This window comes from Pseudomonas sp. LB3P25 (assembly GCF_054897985.1).
Genome location: NZ_CM142711.1, coordinates 6,170,436 through 6,190,000 on the forward strand (window position 1 = coordinate 6,170,436; position 19,565 = coordinate 6,190,000).

At 58.9% G+C, this 19,565-nt stretch carries 15 protein-coding genes, 2 rRNA genes and 1 pseudogene (1 of these 18 only partly in view); 7 read left to right on the forward strand and 11 right to left on the reverse strand.

Annotation, left to right across the window (positions count from 1 at the left end):
- Positions 1-46: 46 nt before the first annotated feature.
- The 3 genes and pseudogenes from ACYZTW_RS28420 to ACYZTW_RS28430 all read right to left on the reverse strand — a co-directional run bounded on the left by ACYZTW_RS28420 (position 47) and on the right by ACYZTW_RS28430 (position 2,806).
- Positions 47-655 carry a methyl-accepting chemotaxis protein gene (locus tag ACYZTW_RS28420; protein ID WP_462005854.1) on the reverse strand — a complete coding sequence of 203 codons (609 nt, stop codon included), beginning with the start codon at positions 653-655 and terminating at the stop codon, positions 47-49.
- A pseudogene (locus ACYZTW_RS28425) lies at positions 635-1,399 on the reverse strand (PAS domain-containing protein); the annotation flags it as partial. The pseudogene ACYZTW_RS28425 and the gene ACYZTW_RS28420, both read right to left, overlap by 21 nt.
- A gap of 93 nt (positions 1,400-1,492) precedes the next feature.
- Positions 1,493-2,806, reverse strand: a complete 1,314-nt coding sequence (locus ACYZTW_RS28430; protein ID WP_462002702.1) for an MFS transporter — start codon at positions 2,804-2,806, stop codon at positions 1,493-1,495.
- 201 nt (positions 2,807-3,007) lie between these two features.
- Here ACYZTW_RS28430 and ACYZTW_RS28435 point away from each other — a divergent pair, with 201 nt between their 5' ends.
- The 3 genes from ACYZTW_RS28435 to ACYZTW_RS28445 all read left to right on the forward strand — a co-directional run bounded on the left by ACYZTW_RS28435 (position 3,008) and on the right by ACYZTW_RS28445 (position 6,379).
- A complete protein-coding gene (locus ACYZTW_RS28435; RefSeq protein WP_462002703.1) occupies positions 3,008-4,426 on the forward strand; it encodes a short-chain fatty acid transporter in 1,419 nt (472 codons plus the stop codon).
- 111 nt (positions 4,427-4,537) lie between these two features.
- Positions 4,538-5,710 (forward strand): hypothetical protein, encoded by a 1,173-nt coding sequence (locus ACYZTW_RS28440; protein ID WP_462002704.1) that lies wholly within the window; start codon positions 4,538-4,540, stop codon positions 5,708-5,710.
- A 144-nt stretch (positions 5,711-5,854) separates the two neighbouring features.
- Positions 5,855-6,379 carry an SET domain-containing protein-lysine N-methyltransferase gene (locus ACYZTW_RS28445; protein ID WP_462002705.1) on the forward strand — a complete coding sequence of 175 codons (525 nt, stop codon included), beginning with the start codon at positions 5,855-5,857 and terminating at the stop codon, positions 6,377-6,379.
- 6 nt (positions 6,380-6,385) lie between these two features.
- Here ACYZTW_RS28445 and can read toward each other — a convergent pair whose 3' ends face one another.
- Entirely contained in the window at positions 6,386-7,030 is a 645-nt protein-coding gene (gene can / locus ACYZTW_RS28450) for a carbonate dehydratase (protein WP_462002706.1), read from the reverse strand.
- A gap of 141 nt (positions 7,031-7,171) precedes the next feature.
- On the opposite strand from can, the gene ACYZTW_RS28455 reads away from it, so the two are divergent.
- Positions 7,172-7,576, forward strand: coding sequence for a serine kinase/phosphatase (locus ACYZTW_RS28455; protein WP_462002707.1), 405 nt, complete (start codon positions 7,172-7,174; stop codon positions 7,574-7,576).
- Positions 7,577-7,721: 145 nt separating this feature from the next.
- Here ACYZTW_RS28455 and rimI read toward each other — a convergent pair whose 3' ends face one another.
- Together rimI and ACYZTW_RS28465 are read right to left on the reverse strand one after the other, a co-directional pair.
- On the reverse strand, positions 7,722-8,174 hold the full coding sequence (gene rimI / locus ACYZTW_RS28460) for a ribosomal protein S18-alanine N-acetyltransferase (protein ID WP_123365613.1): 453 nt from the start codon (positions 8,172-8,174) through the stop codon (positions 7,722-7,724).
- Complete coding sequence (locus tag ACYZTW_RS28465) at positions 8,167-8,907, reverse strand: energy transducer TonB (RefSeq protein WP_462005855.1); 741 nt, start codon at positions 8,905-8,907, stop codon at positions 8,167-8,169. The genes rimI and ACYZTW_RS28465 overlap by 8 nt, the downstream gene beginning before the upstream one ends.
- A gap of 206 nt (positions 8,908-9,113) precedes the next feature.
- Here ACYZTW_RS28465 and mksB point away from each other — a divergent pair, with 206 nt between their 5' ends.
- From mksB to mksF, 3 genes are read left to right on the forward strand one after another with little or no spacing between them, the layout of a single operon-like run.
- Positions 9,114-10,403 carry an Mks condensin complex protein MksB gene (mksB, locus tag ACYZTW_RS28470; protein ID WP_161990823.1) on the forward strand — a complete coding sequence of 430 codons (1,290 nt, stop codon included), beginning with the start codon at positions 9,114-9,116 and terminating at the stop codon, positions 10,401-10,403.
- Entirely contained in the window at positions 10,393-11,094 is a 702-nt protein-coding gene (gene mksE / locus ACYZTW_RS28475) for an Mks condensin complex protein MksE (RefSeq protein WP_462002708.1), read from the forward strand. The genes mksB and mksE overlap by 11 nt, the downstream gene beginning before the upstream one ends.
- Positions 11,091-13,931, forward strand: coding sequence for an Mks condensin complex protein MksF (gene mksF, locus ACYZTW_RS28480; protein ID WP_462002709.1), 2,841 nt, complete (start codon positions 11,091-11,093; stop codon positions 13,929-13,931). The genes mksE and mksF overlap by 4 nt, the downstream gene beginning before the upstream one ends.
- A 225-nt stretch (positions 13,932-14,156) precedes the next feature.
- Here the strand turns inward: mksF and ACYZTW_RS28485 are convergent, their stop codons facing one another.
- The 5 genes from ACYZTW_RS28485 to ACYZTW_RS28505 form a co-directional block, all read right to left on the reverse strand.
- A complete protein-coding gene (locus ACYZTW_RS28485; RefSeq protein WP_462002710.1) occupies positions 14,157-16,460 on the reverse strand; it encodes a PqiB family protein in 2,304 nt (767 codons plus the stop codon).
- Positions 16,453-17,076, reverse strand: a complete 624-nt coding sequence (locus ACYZTW_RS28490) for a paraquat-inducible protein A (RefSeq protein WP_008145542.1) — start codon at positions 17,074-17,076, stop codon at positions 16,453-16,455. Before ACYZTW_RS28490 ends, ACYZTW_RS28485 begins: the two co-directional genes overlap by 8 nt.
- Positions 17,063-17,722 carry a paraquat-inducible protein A gene (locus ACYZTW_RS28495; protein ID WP_033061202.1) on the reverse strand — a complete coding sequence of 220 codons (660 nt, stop codon included), beginning with the start codon at positions 17,720-17,722 and terminating at the stop codon, positions 17,063-17,065. Before ACYZTW_RS28495 ends, ACYZTW_RS28490 begins: the two co-directional genes overlap by 14 nt.
- A gap of 148 nt (positions 17,723-17,870) precedes the next feature.
- Positions 17,871-17,986 (reverse strand): 5S ribosomal RNA (rrf, locus tag ACYZTW_RS28500).
- A 156-nt stretch (positions 17,987-18,142) separates the two neighbouring features.
- Positions 18,143-19,565: ribosomal RNA gene (locus ACYZTW_RS28505) — 23S ribosomal RNA — on the reverse strand; it runs 1,469 nt beyond the window's last position.

The following is a 19,565-nucleotide window of genomic DNA, read 5'->3' on the forward strand; positions in this document are numbered from 1 at the left end:
CTGGGGAAAACGCCGATTGTAGCGATTTACGCCACAATGGCAGGCATCAAGTCGCCAACTGATTGGCAAACTGGCCGACCGCATTCACCACTTTCTGTGCGCCGTCCTGAATCTCGACAATCACCGTCCCCGCCTCTGCCGCAAGCGCCAGCCCCTGTTCAGCCTGGAGTTTGCCCTCGGTCATCAGCGCCACGGCGTTGCGCGCCATGTCCTGGTTCTGACGCACCACGCCAACAATCTCATCGGTTGCCTGGCTGGTGCGCGAAGCCAATTGCCGGACCTCATCCGCCACCACTGCGAAACCACGCCCCTGTTCCCCGGCCCGAGCCGCTTCGATGGCCGCGTTGAGCGCCAGCAGGTTGGTCTGTTCGGCAATCCCACTGATGGTTTTGACGATGGTGCCGATCACCAGCGACTGCTCGTTCAGCGCTTCGATGCCTTCGCCGGCGGTCTGCATGTGCTTGGCAAGGTCACGCATCACGTTGACCGCCTGAGTCACCACAGCGTTACCGCGCTGCGCGCTGCTGTCGGTTTGCTGCGAGGTGCTGTAGGCAATGTTGGCCGCTTCGGCGACGGCTTGCTCCTGATTGACTTGATCGGTGATCACCGTGGCGAACTTCACCACTTTGTAGAGCTTGTTGTTGGCATCGGTCACCGGGTTGTAGGAAGCCTCCAGCCAGACGACGCGGCCATGGCTGTCGATGCGTTTGAAACGGCCAGCGACGAACTCGCCTGTATTCAGGCGGCGCCAGAAGTCCTGGTACGCGGCGCTGTTGTAATCCTCCGGTTCGCAGAAGGTGCGGTGATGTTTGCCCTTGATCTGCGCCAGGCTGTAACCCATGCCGCTGAGGAACCGGTCGTTGGCTGCCAGCACATTGCCATTGAGGTCAAACTCGATCACTGCCGTGGAACGCACGAGCGCGCCGATCAGGTTCTCATGCTCACGAGACGCCTCGATGGTGCGGGTCAGGTCACTGGAGTAAATCGAGAAGTGTTTGATCCGGCCGTCCACGGACCGAACCGGCTGCACGATCGAACGCAGCCAGGCTTCCTGGCCATTGCCGCGCAACAAACGCACCGTGCCGGCAAAATGCTCGCCACGGGTCAACGCGGCCTTGAAGCGGTGGTGGAATTCGTCCGACTTCACATGGGCCGGGACGATGTCTTCGATGTGTCGCCCGATCAGGTCGTTGCTTTTGTAGAGCATCTCGCCGATGAAGTTCTGGTTGACCGATTGAATCCGCCCATCGGCATCGAGGGCCAGGACCAGCATCTCGCTTTCCAGACTTTCCTTCACTTGCTGAAGGCTGGAGAGTTCTTCGCGAAGAGCTGACAGCTCCTGCTTCAAGCGTTTGTTGAACATGGGGATACACCGATGGACAGGGATAAAAAGCGGCATGCAGCCTAGCCATCGGCCTTGGGGATATTTTCTGAAGAGTGTTTCAGGGTTGTCCTACAAAAATAGTTGCTACACATACGGCGCTGCCTTCGACTACATCGCGCCAGCAGTCGAGCAGGTGCCAACTCTTGGCATCCGCGTCCCGAAATACGCGGCACTGCTCACACCCACAGCCCCCATCACCGCGCAGAAGATCACGCAGATCCATGGGCTCCATGGCATCAGACCGATCAGCAACAACGGTGTGATACTCGCCCAGACGGCGTAGGCAATGTTGTAGGTGAAGGAAATCCCCGAGACACGAATCCGCGCCGGGAACAGGCTTACCATCACCGACGGCACCGCGCCGACCACCCCGCAACCGAGACCGGCCACCGCGTACGCCAGGCCGATCCAGTTGCCACCGATGATCAGACAGGTATAGAGCACGCCGATGCCCAAAGGCAGCAGCAGGCTATAGAGCATCACCGTGCGCCAGGCGCCCATGCGGTCGACCAGCAGCCCGGCGAGTACGCAGCCAATGTTCAGAAAGACAATGCCCAAGGCACTCAAGGCAAAGGTATGGCTGGCAGTCATACCGAAGGTTTTCTGCATCATGGTCGGAGTGATCACCACGAACACCACCACCGCCGAGGTCAGTACGCAGGTGAGGATCATCGCCGGCAGCATGGCCAGGCGATGCTCACGCAAGACCGTGCGCAGCGGCAGTTCGACGGCCGCATCACGTTGGACCTGCATGGCCATGAACACCGGGGTTTCGCTGAGCCAGCGGCGTAGCCAAACGCCGATTACGCCGAATACGCCGCCCAGCAGGAACGGGTAACGCCAGGCGTAATCAAGGATTTCTGCCGGGGTGAACGCCTGTGCCAGAAAAGTCGCCGTCAGTGCACCGATCAGGTAACCAAACGTCAGCCCGGCCTGCAGGAAACCGAGGGCATAACCGCGATGCCCGACGGGTGCATGCTCGGCGACGAATACCCAGGCGCTCGGCACTTCGCCGCCCACCGCCGCGCCCTGGAAGATTCGCAGGGCCAACAGCAGCAGCGGTGCGAAATAACCGATCTGGGCATAGGTCGGCATGATGCCGATCAACAGGCACGGCAACGCCATCATCAGGATGCTCAGGCTAAAGACCTTCTTGCGGCCCAGTCGATCGGCGAAATGCGCCATCAGAATCCCGCCCAACGGCCGCGCCAAATAACCGGTAGCGAAGATCCCGAAGCTTTGCAGCAGTCGCAGCCACTCAGGCATTTCCGGCGGGAAGAACAGCTGACTGAGGGTCAGGGCGAAAAATACGAAAATGATGAAATCGTAGATTTCCAGCGCGCCGCCCAGGGCCGCAAGGCCGAGGGTCTTGTAATCCGAGCGGGTGAATGGCGCCGGGAGCGAGTGGGTGTTGGCAGTCATGAAAAGAACTCTGGCATAGGCAAAAAACCAAGGCGCCCATGGTCTACGCAAACGCGCCACCGGACAACCCGTTAGACCAAAGTCCTAGACTCGTAAAACTTCGTCACAAAATAGAACCGATTGATTTACTGTTGGTACCTGTCTAGGCGGGCCGTTGCGACCCGGAAGACCACAACAAACATAAAAATTCGAGGTATACCCGTGGCCGCTGTTATCGAAGATACCCGCTCCGCCCGCTTTGCCCTGCGCTGCTCAAGCTTTGCCGAACGCTGGTTCCCCGATTCCTGGGTGTTTGCCGCACTGGCGGTGATTATCGTCGCCGTGGCCACCCTGTTCATGGGCGCCAAGCCCACCGACGCCGCCATGGCCTTCGGTGACGGTTTCTGGAGCCTGATCCCGTTCACCATGCAGATGGCTTTCGTGGTGATCGGCGGTTATGTGGTCGCCAGCTCGCCACCGGCGGTGAAACTGATCGACCGGCTGGCGCGGATCCCGAAAAACGGCCGCTCGGCCGTGGCCTGGGTTGCGTTGATCTCCATGGTCGCTTCGCTCCTGAACTGGGGGCTGTCGCTGGTGTTTGGCGGTTTGCTGGTGCGCGCCCTCGCCCGCCGTACCGATCTGAAAATGGACTACCGCGCTGCGGGTGCCGCCGCCTATCTGGGTCTCGGAGCGGTATGGGCCTTGGGCCTGTCCTCGTCCGCCGCGCAATTGCAGGCCAATCCGGCCAGCCTGCCGCCGTCAATTCTGTCGATCACCGGGGTGATTCCTTTCACACAAACGATCTTTCTCTGGCAGTCCGGCGTGATGTTGCTGGCACTGATCGTGATTTCGCTGATCATTGCTTACGCCACCGCCCCCGGCCCGAACTCGGCCCGTGATGCCAAAGCCTGCGGCATCGATCCGAGCTTTAACCTGCCGCCATTGCAACCGCGCACCCGCCCCGGCGAATGGCTGGAACACAGCCCGCTGCTGACGATTTTGCTGGTGCTGCTGGCGGCCGGATGGCTGTTCCACGAGTTCTCGACCAAACCGGCGATCAGTGCGATTTCCGGGCTGAACACCTACAACTTCCTGTTCATCATGCTCGGGGCCCTGCTGCACTGGCGCCCGCGCAGCTTCCTTGACGCCGTGGCCCGCGCGGTACCGACCACTACGGGCGTACTGATTCAGTTCCCGTTGTACGGCTCGATCGCCGCGCTGATGACCACCGTCAAAGGGACTGACGCTCAGACGCTGGCTCACCACATCTCGACCTTTTTCGTACAAATCGCGTCCCACGACACCTACGCGCTGCTGATGGGCGTGTACTCAGCGATCCTCGGTTTCTTCATCCCGTCCGGCGGGGGCAAGTGGATCATCGAAGCGCCGTACGTCATGCAAGTGGCCACCGACCTGAACTACCACCTGGGTTGGGCCGTGCAGATCTACAACGCCGCCGAAGCCCTGCCGAACCTGATCAACCCGTTCTACATGCTGCCGCTGCTGGGCGTGCTCGGGTTGAAGGCGCGGGACTTGATCGGGTTTTCGTTCGTGCAACTGCTGGTGCACACGCCGCTGGTGCTGTTTCTGCTGTGGGCGCTGGGGACGACGCTGACGTATACGGCGCCGGTGATGCCTTAACGTAAAAAAGGGCCGATATATCTATCGGCCCCTACTTCTTGTTCGGTCTAGTCTGTTTCAGTATGTATGCGCCCCGCCTACGAGGCCCCACACGCTGAAAAGGATCTGAGCATGTTCAAATTCGCAGGATTCACCCTCGCGGCCCTCACCCTGAGTGCCGCCGCCCATGCCGATGTCGACCTGAAGCTGGGCAATACCGAACGCGTCACCCGCCTGTTCGCCTATCCCAACAACTGCAACGTGATCTGCTTTCGCAACTGGACGCTGGAGCAAACGGTCGAGCATTACCTGACCCAAAGCGTGCAGCGCGATGGTTACAGCGCAGCGAAGGTACTGATCAAAACCGATAACGATCAGCTCTATGCTGAAATCAGCGGCGTACCCAAAGGCTATGAAAAACCGTTGGCGGCGTTGCTCGATGCCGGCGATCTGGCCTACACCGGCGCCAGCAAGCTGAATGCCGACGGCAAGTGGGCGTATAGCTGGTACCTGTTCCTGCCATTGGGCATGGCCCTGGAAAACCGCAAAAGCGTTGAACTGTTGCACTTCCCGCCAGACTATTCGTTGACCCAGGCTCAGGATTACCTGCGGTCCGCCACCACCGATCGCTGGGCCACACTGCTGACTGTCAACGGAATCCCTGCCGACCAGACTCCGGGCTACCAGACCATCATCGACATCGCACCGATTGCCGCACCCTCCAGCGCCGGCAAAGATCTGGAAGGTGTCTACGACTATTTCAAGGACTACCAGACCACCATGGTCAAACAACTCAGCCAGAACGCCAGTGGTGTGGTGTTGCCGATGGTCGCCTTCGGCGCGCCAGTGCGTAACTGGATCAAGCAGCAATACGGGCCGACCGTGAACGTGCTGGGCCTGGTCAGCATCAGTCCGAGCGACGGGGTGAAAGTGCCAGTACTGGGTTCCAACCACCCAAGCTACATTTGGTACGCCGCCGACCCGGAAAGCTATACCGGCAACGATGCCCAGGCCAAGGCCGATGCGGCTGGTCTTAAAGTCATGGGCCAAGATTTGAGTGCCGCGTGCTGGCAGGCCGCCATGGGCCGCCAACCGGACAGTAATCCCGACATTGAACTGAGAAGTTGCACCCAAACCTGGCAAGTGGCCCAGTCAGAAAAAACCTGCGAGCTGTTCTATACCTCGATCCGCAACCTGACGCCCGAAAAAGCCGTGGCCAAGTGCGCGACGGCACCGATCAAATCTCAGCTCAAACAGCTGAAAGCCCCGGTACCCGCGACTGCGATCCCTGCCCCGCATCTATAAAACGATGAACGGCCGGTCTACTGTCAGTTATGACAGTAGACCGGTTGTTTCATTTGCGAGACGCTTGAGACGTACCCATGTGTTGCAGAGCTGACAGGATCGTCAGCTGACGGCGGTCGCAGCACCCAGCCGACAAGGATCGTTATGAAAACCCTCGCCCTGCACGAAACGCTTGCACAACCTCCCGATGGGATTTATCCATTTAAGGAGTTGCCCGTTCACCTTGGATTCCCCTCCAGGGCCGACTTCGAGATTATCGACAACGCCGACGGATCGCCGGCCGCCATCGCAGCACTTCGGGACTTCCCCCGTATCAGCCGAATTTGTCGGGCGTCGGGGCACTTGCTGCCTTATCGCTGTCGGCATACCCGGCAAATGGCCCGTGGCATCCATGTCTACGACCCGCGCTTCTGCGGGCTGCTGCGACACTCCTGCGACCCAAACGTATTTCTCGACATGAGCGAGCTGTGGTTATGGGCGCTGAAGGACATCAAAAAAGGCGACCGACTGACGATGGATTACGCCACTACCGAAGACAAACTCCTGCGTCAGTTCGCCTGCCAGTGCGGCTCGTTCGACTGCCGTGGCTGGATCACCGGCTACGATGAACCGCCGAACGCCGACGGCCAGTTGTTCTTGCAACACTGGCGTCGGCGAACGCTCTGCTGAAGGGCGTTACAACGCCTCGACGGGACGCAAACGGTACTGCGGCGGCAGTTGCTCAAAACCGCTGATGGTGGCGTTCAGGCTTTTCCAGCGACCGTCCTTGATGCCATAGATGCAGCCGTGAACAGACAGGCTCTGCCCGCGGTGCCAGGCGTTTTGCACAATGCTGGTGTGCCCGACGTTGGCCACTTGCTGAATCACGTTGAGTTCACAGAGGCGATCGACCCGTTCTTCTTCGGTCGGCAACTGGGCGAGTTCTTCGCGTTTTTCATAATAGAGATCACGAATCGAGCGCAGCCAGCCGTCGATCAGGCCCAACTGACGATCCTGCATCGAGGCGCGCACGCCGCCGCAGCCATAGTGGCCGGTAACGAGGATGTGTTTGACCTTCAGCACGTCAACCGCGTACTGAATCACCGACAGGCAGTTGAGGTCGGTGTGCAGCACTACGTTGGCCACATTGCGGTGGACGAACAGATCGCCGGGCAGCATGCCGACGATCTCGTTCGCCGGTACGCGTGCATCGGAACAGCCGATCCACAGGTACTCAGGCGTCTGTTGGCGGGCCAGCTTGGAGAAGAAGTCCGGATCTTCCTGTTTGATCGCTTCGGCCCAGCGTTCGTTGTTATCAATCAGATCTTGTAATTCGTTCATGCTGTAAAGCCTCAAGAATGATGCGCTGGTTTGACAGACAACCGCCCGTCGGGGTCACGCGCTTGATGCAAGTATGGCCGGTGGAATTCTCAGGAGCCCAGTGGGTCCACCCTAGTAAGGCCCACAGTATGAGGAATTGCCATGACTGATTCACGACGTCCGTACGATGCGGTGCAACCCGAGCCCATCGATGACAACGAAGACCGCATGGGATCGATGCATGAGCTGGATTTCGACGAGGAAACACCCAGCGGCAAAATCGGCGACGAGCTGCCGGAGAAGGAGCGCGAGCGGCTGATGCCTCGGGATCGAGTGCGTGAAGCGGGTATGACCGGGGCCTCGACCGATGACCATGAGTCCACCGACGACGACATGAGCCCGGAAAATCTGATCCGTGAAGACGGTGCGCGGGATGCTCATGAGGCCGGCGAAGGCGAACAGGCCGATTGGGATTTGAGTATTGTCGATGAAGACGACATTGGCGGTGGTAATGGGCTGGATGAAGCGGAAATGGCGCAACGCGATCCGATAGACGGTAATCGTTGATCTGTGGCGAGGGAGCTTGCTCCCGCTCGGCTGCGAAGCAGTCGTAATGAGCATTTGGCAGTCTGATCGTCAGCGCTCGACTGCGAATTTCAGGGCCGCTTCGCGGCCCAGCGGGAGCAAGCTCCCTCGCCACAATAGCCGTACATTAGTCGACCAACGTGCAGGCCATGACGACCGCATCTTCCCGCCCGCCAACCGCCGGGTAGTAATCGCGCCGCCGACCAATCTCGTTAAATCCATAACGCTCATACAACTTAAACGCGCCACGGTTGCTGTCGCGCACTTCAAGGAAACACTCGCGCGCCTTGGCGTCATACGCCCGGGACATTAAATGCTCCAGCAACGTCAAGCCCAGGCCACGGCCCTGGTTTTCCGGTTTGACGGTGATGTTCAGCAGATGCGCTTCATCAAGGATGATCTGCACCACCCCGTGACCGACCTGCTGCTGGCCTTCAAACATCAGCCATATCTGATATTTACCCAGCCCATCGAGAAAAATCCCGCGAGTCCAGGGATGGCTGTAAGCCGCGTATTCGATTTTCAGTACAGCGTCCAGGTCCGCCTCGATCATCGGGCGGAACGATACAGCGTCACTCATTCGATTCTTTCCAGCGCGCCATCAGCCGACGCATGGCTTGCCAGACATCAGCCTTACGCTGTGGCTCTTCCATTAATAATTCCAGGCCCGGCAGGGCCCAGACCGAGCCCAGGCCTTCGACCTGGAGTTCACGGTTGAAGGATTCGGCGTTCGCCTCACCGGCGAAACGCACCGCCGGCAGGCCGATCAGCCACACGCAGACGCATGGAGCGTCTTCCAGCCGGGCCGAGAGAAAACCTTGCACGAAGTCGCGAGCCGCTTCCGGGCCTTGATCCATGGTGCCCCGAGCCAACAGCGGCCAACGCACCGGCTCGCCGATGATTTGCGGGCTGTCCGGCAGACCAGCGGCACGCAGCATGTCCTTGAGCAACAGATAGGCGGGGTCGCGGGTCTGGAACGATTCGCCTGTGGGTAACTCGACCAGCAGCAGACAGCGCCCGGCCCGCAACAATTGCAGGGCGAAACGCGGCGGCGGCACGACCGGCGCCTTGACCGCAACCGGAGCAGCCTCTTCTTCGACTTTGGCGTTGGTGCGCGTGCTGGCCAACGATGGCCGTGGCACCTCGAGTTTCACCCGTTCGACCGGTTTGGCCACAGGTTCCACGGGCACCTCAGCCACAGGAGCCGGCGCCACCGGGGCGACGACCAACGGCTCGGGCATCTCCAGCAGTTCTGGGCGCGAAGGCGCAGCAAAGGGCAATTCGGTGCGCGGCAGCCAGTTGACCACCTGCATGGCGGTCAAATAAGCGCGGCGACGGGACTCGATAAGCAAAGGTCGGCCACTTGTGGATAACTAAAGTGCGGTGATTCTACCGCCCTTCGCTCAAGATCGCCCACGCTTGATCGATAGAAAGCCAACTGTCCGTCCCGAGAGTGAATCGCAACGGGCGTGATGCAGTACAATCGCGACTTTTAATCGCCAACCAGCCGGCCATTCCGATGATCGAACCCAAGCGCGTCTTGCGCGCCCTCGCTGAACACTGGGCACTTCTGGAGCCACTGTGCGAGCACTTCGACCAAGGCACCCTGAGCCTCAACGAATTGCGTTCACAGTTGGCCGCCCAGCAACTGGACAGTACGCCGCAGGACATCACCAGCCTGCTGGACGTGTGGATCCGCCTCGACATTCTGGTTCCCGTGGCGAAAAGCCCGAACCGTTTCGAGCTCAATGCGCAAATCCACGACTTCCTCGCCTACCTGCGCCGTGAGCACCGTCTGGGCCTGTGCCTGGAGATCGAAGCCTATTTGCGTCACCTCGAGCGTCTGGCCGGTTATATCCAGGACGCCTTCGACATCCGCGACGGCCACGACCTGGCGCGCCAGTTGCGCCTGCTCGATATGCGCGTACGGGATGTATTGAAAAAACTCGCCAACGACGAACAGGCCTTGGTGGCCGTCGCCGAGCGGGCCAAGACCAGCGACCGGCAGATTCCCCTGCGTCAGCGTTACGCTGAAGTGCTGGCGACCTGGGACGAATACGTCGAGCCGATGATTCAACTGGTGAACGCCGACGGCGCCTTCGAACAAGGTGTGCGCAAGGTCGAGAACGTGCTGCTGAAGATGCTCACCGAGCAGCAGCGCCTCGGCCATCTGGTCGACGACGACATGCTGCTGCGCACCCACGCGCGCATCCTCGAAATGCAGACCAGCGCCCAGCTGACCCTGCGCCATGCCCGCGAGCTGCTGCTGCCGCTGCGTGAAGAAGCCCGTCGTCACAACGCCGTGACCCGTGGCGCGGCGCTGGCCTTGTCGGCCATTCGTCGCAAGGGCATCGATGCGGTGCCGCAAGCGGCGATGCCGATGTTCACCCGACCGCAAAGCACCTTCTTGGGCAGCGCCAGTCAGGTCGAAGCCTACGTGTATGCGCTGGCCCGTTTCGAGCCGAAACCGGCGCGCTTCCCCAAGGCCCACAAGACGCAGAAAGGTGAAGCGCCACGCGCGCCACGCACGGTTCGGGAAATGCTCGAACGCTGCGAAGACGCCCTGCCGATGCCGGACCTGATGACCTGGCTGCTGGAGCAGGAGCCGGACGGCGCTACCGACGAATTGCTTTATTGGTTCTCGCGCCTGTCGCGGGAAAAACGCTTCACACGCGAGCGTCTGGAACGCCGCGACTACCACACTCATGAGCACCAGGTCAGCCTGCGCTCCTTCGCCCTGCTCTCGGCCCGCGACGCCGCCGAGGATTCTGCGAGCACCCTCTATGCAAGTACTCCACATGCAACTTGATCTATCCGAACTGTCCCAGCTGGCGCCGATCTTTCGCGAGCTGTTCAAGGGCTACCACGTCAGCCGCCGCGACCCGGAGCTGTACGCGCAACTGTCGAACTTCCAGGACCAGTACCGCACGCTGTTCAAGGCGTTGGGCTTCGAACTGGTCTGCGACACCCGTGGTTTCTACTACTTCGTGCCGGACCTCGCTGCTGCGGCGGTGAACAAGACCGCGCAACGTCTGGCGCTGTTCACCTTCATTCTCGTCGAGCATCTGGCCGATCAGGGCCGGGACCCGGTCGCCGTGCTTGACGGTGGCAGCCTCGGCCGCGATGAATTGCCGTCCTTGCTGGAAAAATACCGCGACCTGTTTATCCAGGCCGAAGTGCAGACCGTCGAAGAACTCGAAGAAAAAATCATGCGCCGCATGACCCAACTCGGTTTCGCCGGCGAAGAAAACGGCATCTATCGTTTCCTGCCGCCGATGCACCGTTTCCTCGATGTCTGCCTGTCGGTGCAGCAGGATCGCGACCTGGCCGCCAGCCTGCACAGCGTGCTGCCATTGCCGGTGCCCGTGCTGATCGATGACGACAGCGACGAAAAGCTTTTGGAAACCGATGACCCGCTCGACTTAAGTGACTTCGCTGAAGACAGCGAAGAAGACGCGCTGGCCCGAGCCATTGCCGAAGAACAGGAGACCGACGCATGAGCAAGGAACGCTACGGCATTCGCCGCTTTGCCCTTTTGAACACCGCCGGTTACAGCCTCGGCCTGTTCCCGCTGGAAGAACCGTTGTCGGTGTACGGCGCGAACAACCTCGGTAAATCCGCCTCGATCAACGCCTTGCAGTTCCCCATCCTGGCGCGCATGTCGGACATGAGTTTCGGCAAGTACAGCCTGGAACAATCCCGTCGTTTCTACTTCGCCTCGGACACCAGTTACATCCTGGTCGAAGTCTCGCTGCCTCACGGTCCTCATGTGATTGGCGTGGTCGGTCGTGGCCCGGGTGGTGGTTTCGGTCACCAGTTCTTTGCCTACGCCGGCAAACTGGATCTGGCCCATTACCAGAAAAACGACACCTGCCTGCGTCAAAAAGAATTGTTCACCAACCTTGAGCGCGAAGGCCTGAAAGCCTACGAGCTCAAGCCGGATGAACTGCGTCGTTTGCTGGTGGGCGGTCACACCTCGATCCCGCTGGACCTGACGCTGATCCCGCTGCGCTCCACCAGCGAGCAGAGCCTGAAGACGTTCCGCGCACTGTTCATCAACCTGCTGCACATGCGTGAAATCACCGCGGCCAAGCTCAAGCAGCTGTTTCTCGATGCGTTTGAACACAGCCTGCGTTCCGGTAGCGTCGACTACATCGCCGCGTGCGAAGAAGCGTTCCGCGATGTCCGTCGCATGGAACAGGACTACAACTCGCTGGTCACTGCCGGCCCATTGGTCGAAGCCCTTGCGGCAGGCGTGACCCAGCGCAATATCCTGCGCGGCAAACTGCACCGGATTTCGCCGCTGCTCGATTCCCTGCTCGGCACCTGGTCGGACTACGCCAGTGCGCGCAAGGAAGATCTGACGATTCAGGCCGAGCACTACCGCAACGAACAAGACGCGCTGCAAAACGATCAGCGCGGCGGCACTCAGGAACTGATGCGCTTGGAGCGGGAAATCACCGGCATCCAGCGCTGGCTCGGCGAGCTGTCGGTGCTCAAGCATCGCTTCGCTTTGGTCACTGACGTCAAAGTCCTCGAGCAACAACTGCTTGCGGCCAAGGATGCTCACGATGAACTGGCCGGTGCGCTGGCGCAGTCGCGGCAGTTCAGCGCCGAAGATTTGGAAGAGCGTCTGCGGGATCTGGAAAAACGCCTGAAGTCGGTCAAGCAGCAACTCGATCACGCCGACAACAACAGCTACGCCCGTCTGCGCGAGGAATTCTCGCAACAGGATGTCGAGCGCCTGATGCGTTTGTTCAACAGCGCGTTGTTCAGCCTGCCGCTGGGCGAGCATGGCATTACGCTGGACGAGGACGGTCAGTGGGTCAAATCCATGGAGCTGATCCTCGACGGTTTCAAGGGCGAGCGCTTCGAAGTGCCGGGCCTGTCCATCGACATCTCCAATATCGAGCCGCCAGCCCTGCAAGCCCTGGCTGACCGCGCGGCGTTGCGCGATCAGAAAGAGCGTCTGGACAAAGAACTCAAGCAACTGAAAACCCAACAGGCCGTGGCCGCCGACCGCGCCGCGAGCAAGACCCAGACCGAAGCGCTGTACCAGCAAGTGCTGGATGCGCAGAAAGCGTTGGAAGATTTCCGCCGCGCGCAAACCTTGAGCGCCGAGGAAAACGACAAGCTTGAGCAATTGGCACAGATGGAAGCCGCTCAAGAGGAATTGAAACGTTCCAGCGACGCCTTCACCGAACGCGTCCAGCAACTGTCGGCCAAGCTGCAACTGGTCGGTCGGCAGATCGGCGACATGGAAGCCAAGCAACGCACCCTCGACGACGCCCTGCGCCGCCGCCAGCTGTTGCCGGCAGACCTGCCGTTCGGTACGCCGTTCATGGACCCGATCGACGATTCCATGGACAACCTGCTGCCGCTGCTCAATGACTATCAGGACAGCTGGCAGGGTTTGCAGCGCAGCGACGGTCAGATCGAGGCGTTGTACGCTCAGGTCCGCCTCAAGGGCGTGGCCAAGTTCGACAGCGAAGACGACATGGAGCGTCGCCTGCAACTGCTGATCAACGCTTACGCGCACCGTACCGACGAAGCCTTGACCCTTGGCAAGGCGCGTCGTGCGGCCGTTACCGACATCGCCCGGACCCTGCGCAACATCCGCAGCGACTACGACAGCCTCGAGCATCAACTGGCGCTGTTCAACCGCGAGATCAACAAACGTCAGGTCTCCAACCTTCAAAGCTTCCGCATTGTGCTGGCACCGAACAAGGAAGCGCTCAAGCACATCGACCAGATCATCCACAGTGCCGGTCAGTACGAGGAAGGCGAAACCCTTTCGGTTTTCGACCTGAGCCAAAGCGCCGATCAGGACAATAAGAACGAAGAAGCCAAGGAATACCTGGCGCGGCTGGTGGCGGCTAACCACAACCAGCTCGGCCTCAAGGACTTGTTCGAGCTGGCGTTCGAGATCACCAAGGTCAACGGATCGCCGGTAATTCACACCGACATCGACGGCGCCGCCTCCAACGGTACGACCATGACCATCAAGGCGCTGACCAACATGTACTTGTTGCTGCACTTGATGGACCGCGATCAGGCCGGTCGTGTGCGCCTCCCGTACTATCTCGACGAGGCCGCGGACATCGACGAGAAGAACCAGGCAGCGCTGTTGGAAACCAGTCTGCAACTGGGCTTCGTACCGATCCTGGCGAGTGTGAAGCCACAGGTCTGCGCCAGTGTCGCCATCGACCTGGAAGGCGGCAGTGGCCCGAACGGGATCTACATCGACGAGGCGGACTGGAAGTACATCCGTCGTCACGATGAAGTGAAGGCTGCCGTTACCGTTGAAGCGGATGAACCGGAGCTTGATGCGGTCTGATTTGCGTTAATCGACAGCAATAAAAAGGCCGCGATCCAATGGATCGCGGCCTTTTTATTTGTGGGTACATCCTTCAGGCTTTCAGCGAATTTGAGGGTCCCTTCGCGAGCAGGCTCGCTCCCACATTGGATAAGTCCCGGTCACACATATTGCGTTCACAGCACATCCCTGTGGGAGTGAGCCTGCTCGCGAAAGCGCCATCACAGACGCCCAATTAATTTCCCGCTATTTACCGATGGAGATCTTCGGCGCCCAGGTCAGCCATTCGTCTTCGAACTTATCGAACAGCGGGAACGTTTGCTCAGTTCGCGCCGGACTACCCATGCGCTCGCCGTCCGGCGTGGCGAAAGCGATGCCGCCCTGAATCAGCGTCTCCAGCGATTCGGTACGCATCGTCGCACCTTTGAACAAGCCGTAATCAAAGCCAAAACCACTGGAGTTCCAGAAACGCGTGCCGCTGCGCACCAGCGGCGCGTACTTCGGCTCGATCAGGATGTGGACCAACACTCGATCGGCGGTCTGGCCGAGTTCATAGCCAGTCACTTTGCCCACGGTGATTTCGCGATAGGTGACCGGCACACCGGTTTTCAGCGAACCACGGCGGGCAGCGCTCAACACCAGACTCAAACCGGCTTCTTGTTTAGCGGTTTCCGGCGGATTGGCCAGGGCCACGAAGTTCTTCTGCGGGCCGAGGTTTTTCGCGGCCGGTTGCACTTCGATGTATTGGCCTGTGACCAGCGTTTCGAGGTTCGAGGTTTTGATCAAACCCAATTCAGGCTTGACCACCCAGAACTGACTGCCAACCCGAGCGATGCGCTCCGGCACTTCGGTGATTCTTGCGGTCAGCATCACCGATTGCAGGTCATCCGTGAGGTCGACGTCTTCAATTTTGCCGACATCCAGGCCTTTGAAGCGGATCGGTGTCCCAGTGCGCAGACCATCGGCGCGATCGACCTTGATCGTTACCACGGCGCCTTTCTGGTTTGCCTCGTCATGGCTGGCAAACAGACGAAAACGCGGAATCCGCTTCTGCAACGGCGCCTTGGCTTCCGGGGTTTCGAAGGCAATGCCGCCGGCCATCAGGCTTTGCAGCGACTCACTTTTGACCTGGATTCCACCCGTCAACCCACCCGTCAGCGTGATCCCGCTGGCATTCCAGAACCGTGTCGAGGCGTTGACGAGACCTTCGTACTCCTTCTCGATGTGTACACCGATCACCAACTGTTTTTTGGTGCGTGAGAACTGATAGCTCTGGACCGAACCGACCTTGACCTGTTTGTAGAGGATCGGGCTGCCGACTTCCAGTGAACCCAGGTTCTCTGTGAACAACACCAGGTGCAATCCTGGCGCACGCAAGTCGAGCGGCGGTGCCTTCGGCCGTGCCACAAACTCGCGCTGCGGTGCGGCGCCTTTGTCTCCTGGACGCACGGCGATGTAGTTACCTTTGACCAACGCTTCGAGACCGGTGATACCCGCAAGCGAGATCGACGGTTTGACCACCCAGAACTGGGTGCCTTCGACCAGGTAATCTTCAGCCAGAGGATCGAGGGTCAATTCGGCGGTGGCACTGGATAGATCAGGATCGATCTTGAGCGCTTTCAGATTGCCGACCTGGATGCCTTTGTACATAACCGGTGTGCGACCAGCCTGCATTCCTTCGAAGTCGCTGAGTTTGACCTTGACCCGAATACCGGCAGCCGCCGCATCGAAATCTTCGTAGAGACGGAACGGCAGGCTCGGGTCGGTGGGCGGGCTGTCCTTGCGGTTCTCCGGCGTGGCAAACGCGATACCGCCGGCGACGATGCTGGCCAGGGATTCGCTGCGCACTTTCACACCCGACAGGTTGGCGTCGATGCTAATGCCGCTGGCGTTCCAGAAACGCGTGTGTTTGCGCACCAGCTTGGCGTAGGTTGGCTCAATGAAGACTTTGAGTTCAACCGTGCTCTGGTCTTCTGAGAGCAAGTAACTTTTGATCTGGCCAACCTTGATCTGCTTGTAGAACACCGGACTGCCGCGGTTCAGAGAGCCGAGTCGATCAGCCTTGATGGTCAGGTGCAAACCGGGCTGGGCGTCTGACAGCGGCGGCTCTTCGGCCAAGGCTTTGAACTTGCGAGTCGGCTCACCCTCGCCCGGGCTTATCGCCACGTAGTTACCCGAGACCAGCGTCTCCAGGCCAGTGATCCCGGCCAGCGTCACGCTCGGCTTGACCAGCCAGAAACGGGTGCTGGTCCGCAGGTATGGCTCCACGTCCTTGTTCATTTCGACGGTGGCGATCACGCCTTTAGAGTTGCCTTCGTCATCGAGTTTGAGGGTCTTCACCTTACCCACCGACATGCCTTTGTAGACGACTTCGGTCTTGTTGGCCTGAATGCCTTCACCACTTTCGAAACGCACCTGAATCTCGATGCCGGTCTCGTTGTAGGCACGCCAGCCGAGCCAGCCGCCGATGATCAGGGCGATCAGGGGCAACACCCAAATAGCGGACCAGTTCGAGGCCGGTCGGGTTTTTGCTGTAGGCAAATCAGTCATGGTCGTCGTCCGACTCCGTGTTATCCCAAATCAGTCGGGGATCGAAAGTTACTGCGGCAAGCATTGTCAGAATCACCACACTGGCGAAAGCGATGGCGCCAAGATTGGCTTCGACGCTGGCAAGCCGTCCGAAATTCACAACCGCCACCAGGATGGCGATCACAAAAATATCGAGCATCGACCAGCGGCCGATGAACTCAATAAAGCGGTACATCCAAATACGTTGGCGAGCCGACAGTGGCTGGCGGCGCTGCACGGAAAATAGCAGCAGTGCGATGCCCACCAATTTGAACGTTGGTACCAGGATACTGGCGATAAAAACCACGGCGGCGATTGGAATCATGCCGTGTTGAACCAGTTGGATCACACCGGACATGATGGTGCTGGGATCGCCCTGCCCCAGTGAACTGACGGTCATGATCGGCAGTACGTTGGCCGGGATGTAGAGAACCGCGGCGGTCACCAGCAATGCCCAGGTACGCATCACACTGTTCGGGCGACGGGCGTGAACCAGCGCACCGCAACGGGTGCAGACCTGCTCGTCGGTGTCCGCTTCCTGCTTGTTCAATTCATGGCATTCAGCGCAAATAAGAATGCCTGCATCAATCGCCCGCATGGGCATCCTCTCCTGATAAAGCCTGCCAGATCTGATGAGGTGACATCACAACCTCCAACCAGACCTGAACCAACAACAAACCGATAAAGCACGCCAAGCCAAGACCGACGGTAATTGCTGCCATATCTGCCAGTTTGACGATCGCCACCAGTACGCCCATGAGGTAAACCTCGAGCATCCCCCAATCGCGTAAATGGTGATAAATGCGGTAGAGCAACAGGCCGTAACTGCGTCCGATATCAAAACGAATACTCAGCAGTACAACCAGTTGGCAAAGCAGCTTGAGTAGCGGGATTCCCATACTGCAGAGAAACACCACGACTGCTACGCCCTGCATTCCGGTATCGAACAGGCCAACAACGCCAGTCCAGACAGTGTCATGCGATGACTGCCCGAGTAGATGGAGCTGCATGATGGGTAAAAAGTTCGCCGGGATATACAACAACAGAGCGGCGAGAACCAAGGCGAGACTACGCTGTACGACGTTATGCCGATGGGCGTAGAGCTCGTAACCGCAGCGCGGACAGAGCGCTTTCTCGCCATGGGCGAGCTCGGGCTTGCGCATCAGCAAGTCGCACTCATGACACGCTACCAAGTCGTCCAGCGGTAATTCTGACAGCCCAGGGGCGTCAACCGGATCTGGCATAAAGGCTTTGGCTCCGAAAAAGTTGGACCTATTCTAGTGTCATGGATCGAAAATAACTGTGCAAATTTGTGCTGTAGCTGAAAGCCACTTTCCTGCGGGCAAAACAAAACCCCTACCTGCATACGCAGATAGGGGTTTCGGAATTTAATCTTGACGATGACCTACTCTCACATGGGGAAACCCCACACTACCATCGGCGATGCATCGTTTCACTGCTGAGTTCGGGATGGGATCAGGTGGTTCCAATGCTCTATGGTCGTCAAGAAATTCGGTAGCCAGGTCGTGGGCCTTTGCAGGTTCACGCTCCAGCGAATGGGTAGGTGATAGATTTGTGTGTTGCGTTGCGAATTTTCGACTCGTGTCGTCTTCACACACCGCAATCTGGTGCCTCTTCAGGTCAGCAAATTGCTTGGGTGTTATATGGTCAAGCCTCACGGGCAATTAGTATTGGTTAGCTCAACGCCTCACAGCGCTTACACACCCAACCTATCAACGTCGTAGTCTTCGACGGCCCTTCAGGGGACTCAAGGTCCCAGTGAGATCTCATCTTGAGGCTAGTTTCCCGCTTAGATGCTTTCAGCGGTTATCTATTCCGAACATAGCTACCCGGCAATGCCACTGGCGTGACAACCGGAACACCAGAGGTTCGTCCACTCCGGTCCTCTCGTACTAGGAGCAGCCCCTCTCAAATCTCAAACGTCCACGGCAGATAGGGACCGAACTGTCTCACGACGTTCTAAACCCAGCTCGCGTACCACTTTAAATGGCGAACAGCCATACCCTTGGGACCGGCTTCAGCCCCAGGATGTGATGAGCCGACATCGAGGTGCCAAACACCGCCGTCGATATGAACTCTTGGGCGGTATCAGCCTGTTATCCCCGGAGTACCTTTTATCCGTTGAGCGATGGCCCTTCCATACAGAACCACCGGATCACTAAGACCTACTTTCGTACCTGCTCGACGTGTCTGTCTCGCAGTCAAGCGCGCTTTTGCCTTTATACTCTACGACCGATTTCCGACCGGTCTGAGCGCACCTTCGTACTCCTCCGTTACTCTTTAGGAGGAGACCGCCCCAGTCAAACTACCCACCATACACTGTCCTCGATCCGGATAACGGACCTGAGTTAGAACCTCAAAGTTGCCAGGGTGGTATTTCAAGGTTGGCTCCACGCGAACTGGCGTCCACGCTTCAAAGCCTCCCACCTATCCTACACAAGCAAATTCAAAGTCCAGTGCAAAGCTATAGTAAAGGTTCACGGGGTCTTTCCGTCTAGCCGCGGATACACTGCATCTTCACAGCGATTTCAATTTCACTGAGTCTCGGGTGGAGACAGCGCCGCCATCGTTACGCCATTCGTGCAGGTCGGAACTTACCCGACAAGGAATTTCGCTACCTTAGGACCGTTATAGTTACGGCCGCCGTTTACCGGGGCTTCGATCAAGAGCTTCGCGTTAGCTAACCCCATCAATTAACCTTCCGGCACCGGGCAGGCGTCACACCCTATACGTCCACTTTCGTGTTTGCAGAGTGCTGTGTTTTTAATAAACAGTCGCAGCGGCCTGGTATCTTCGACCGGCATGGGCTTACGCAGTAAATGCTTCACCCTCACCGGCGCACCTTCTCCCGAAGTTACGGTGCCATTTTGCCTAGTTCCTTCACCCGAGTTCTCTCAAGCGCCTTGGTATTCTCTACCCAACCACCTGTGTCGGTTTGGGGTACGGTTCCTGGTTACCTGAAGCTTAGAAGCTTTTCTTGGAAGCATGGCATCAACCACTTCGTCACCCAGAGGGTAACTCGTCATCAGCTCTCGGCCTTAGAATCCCGGATTTACCTAAGATTCC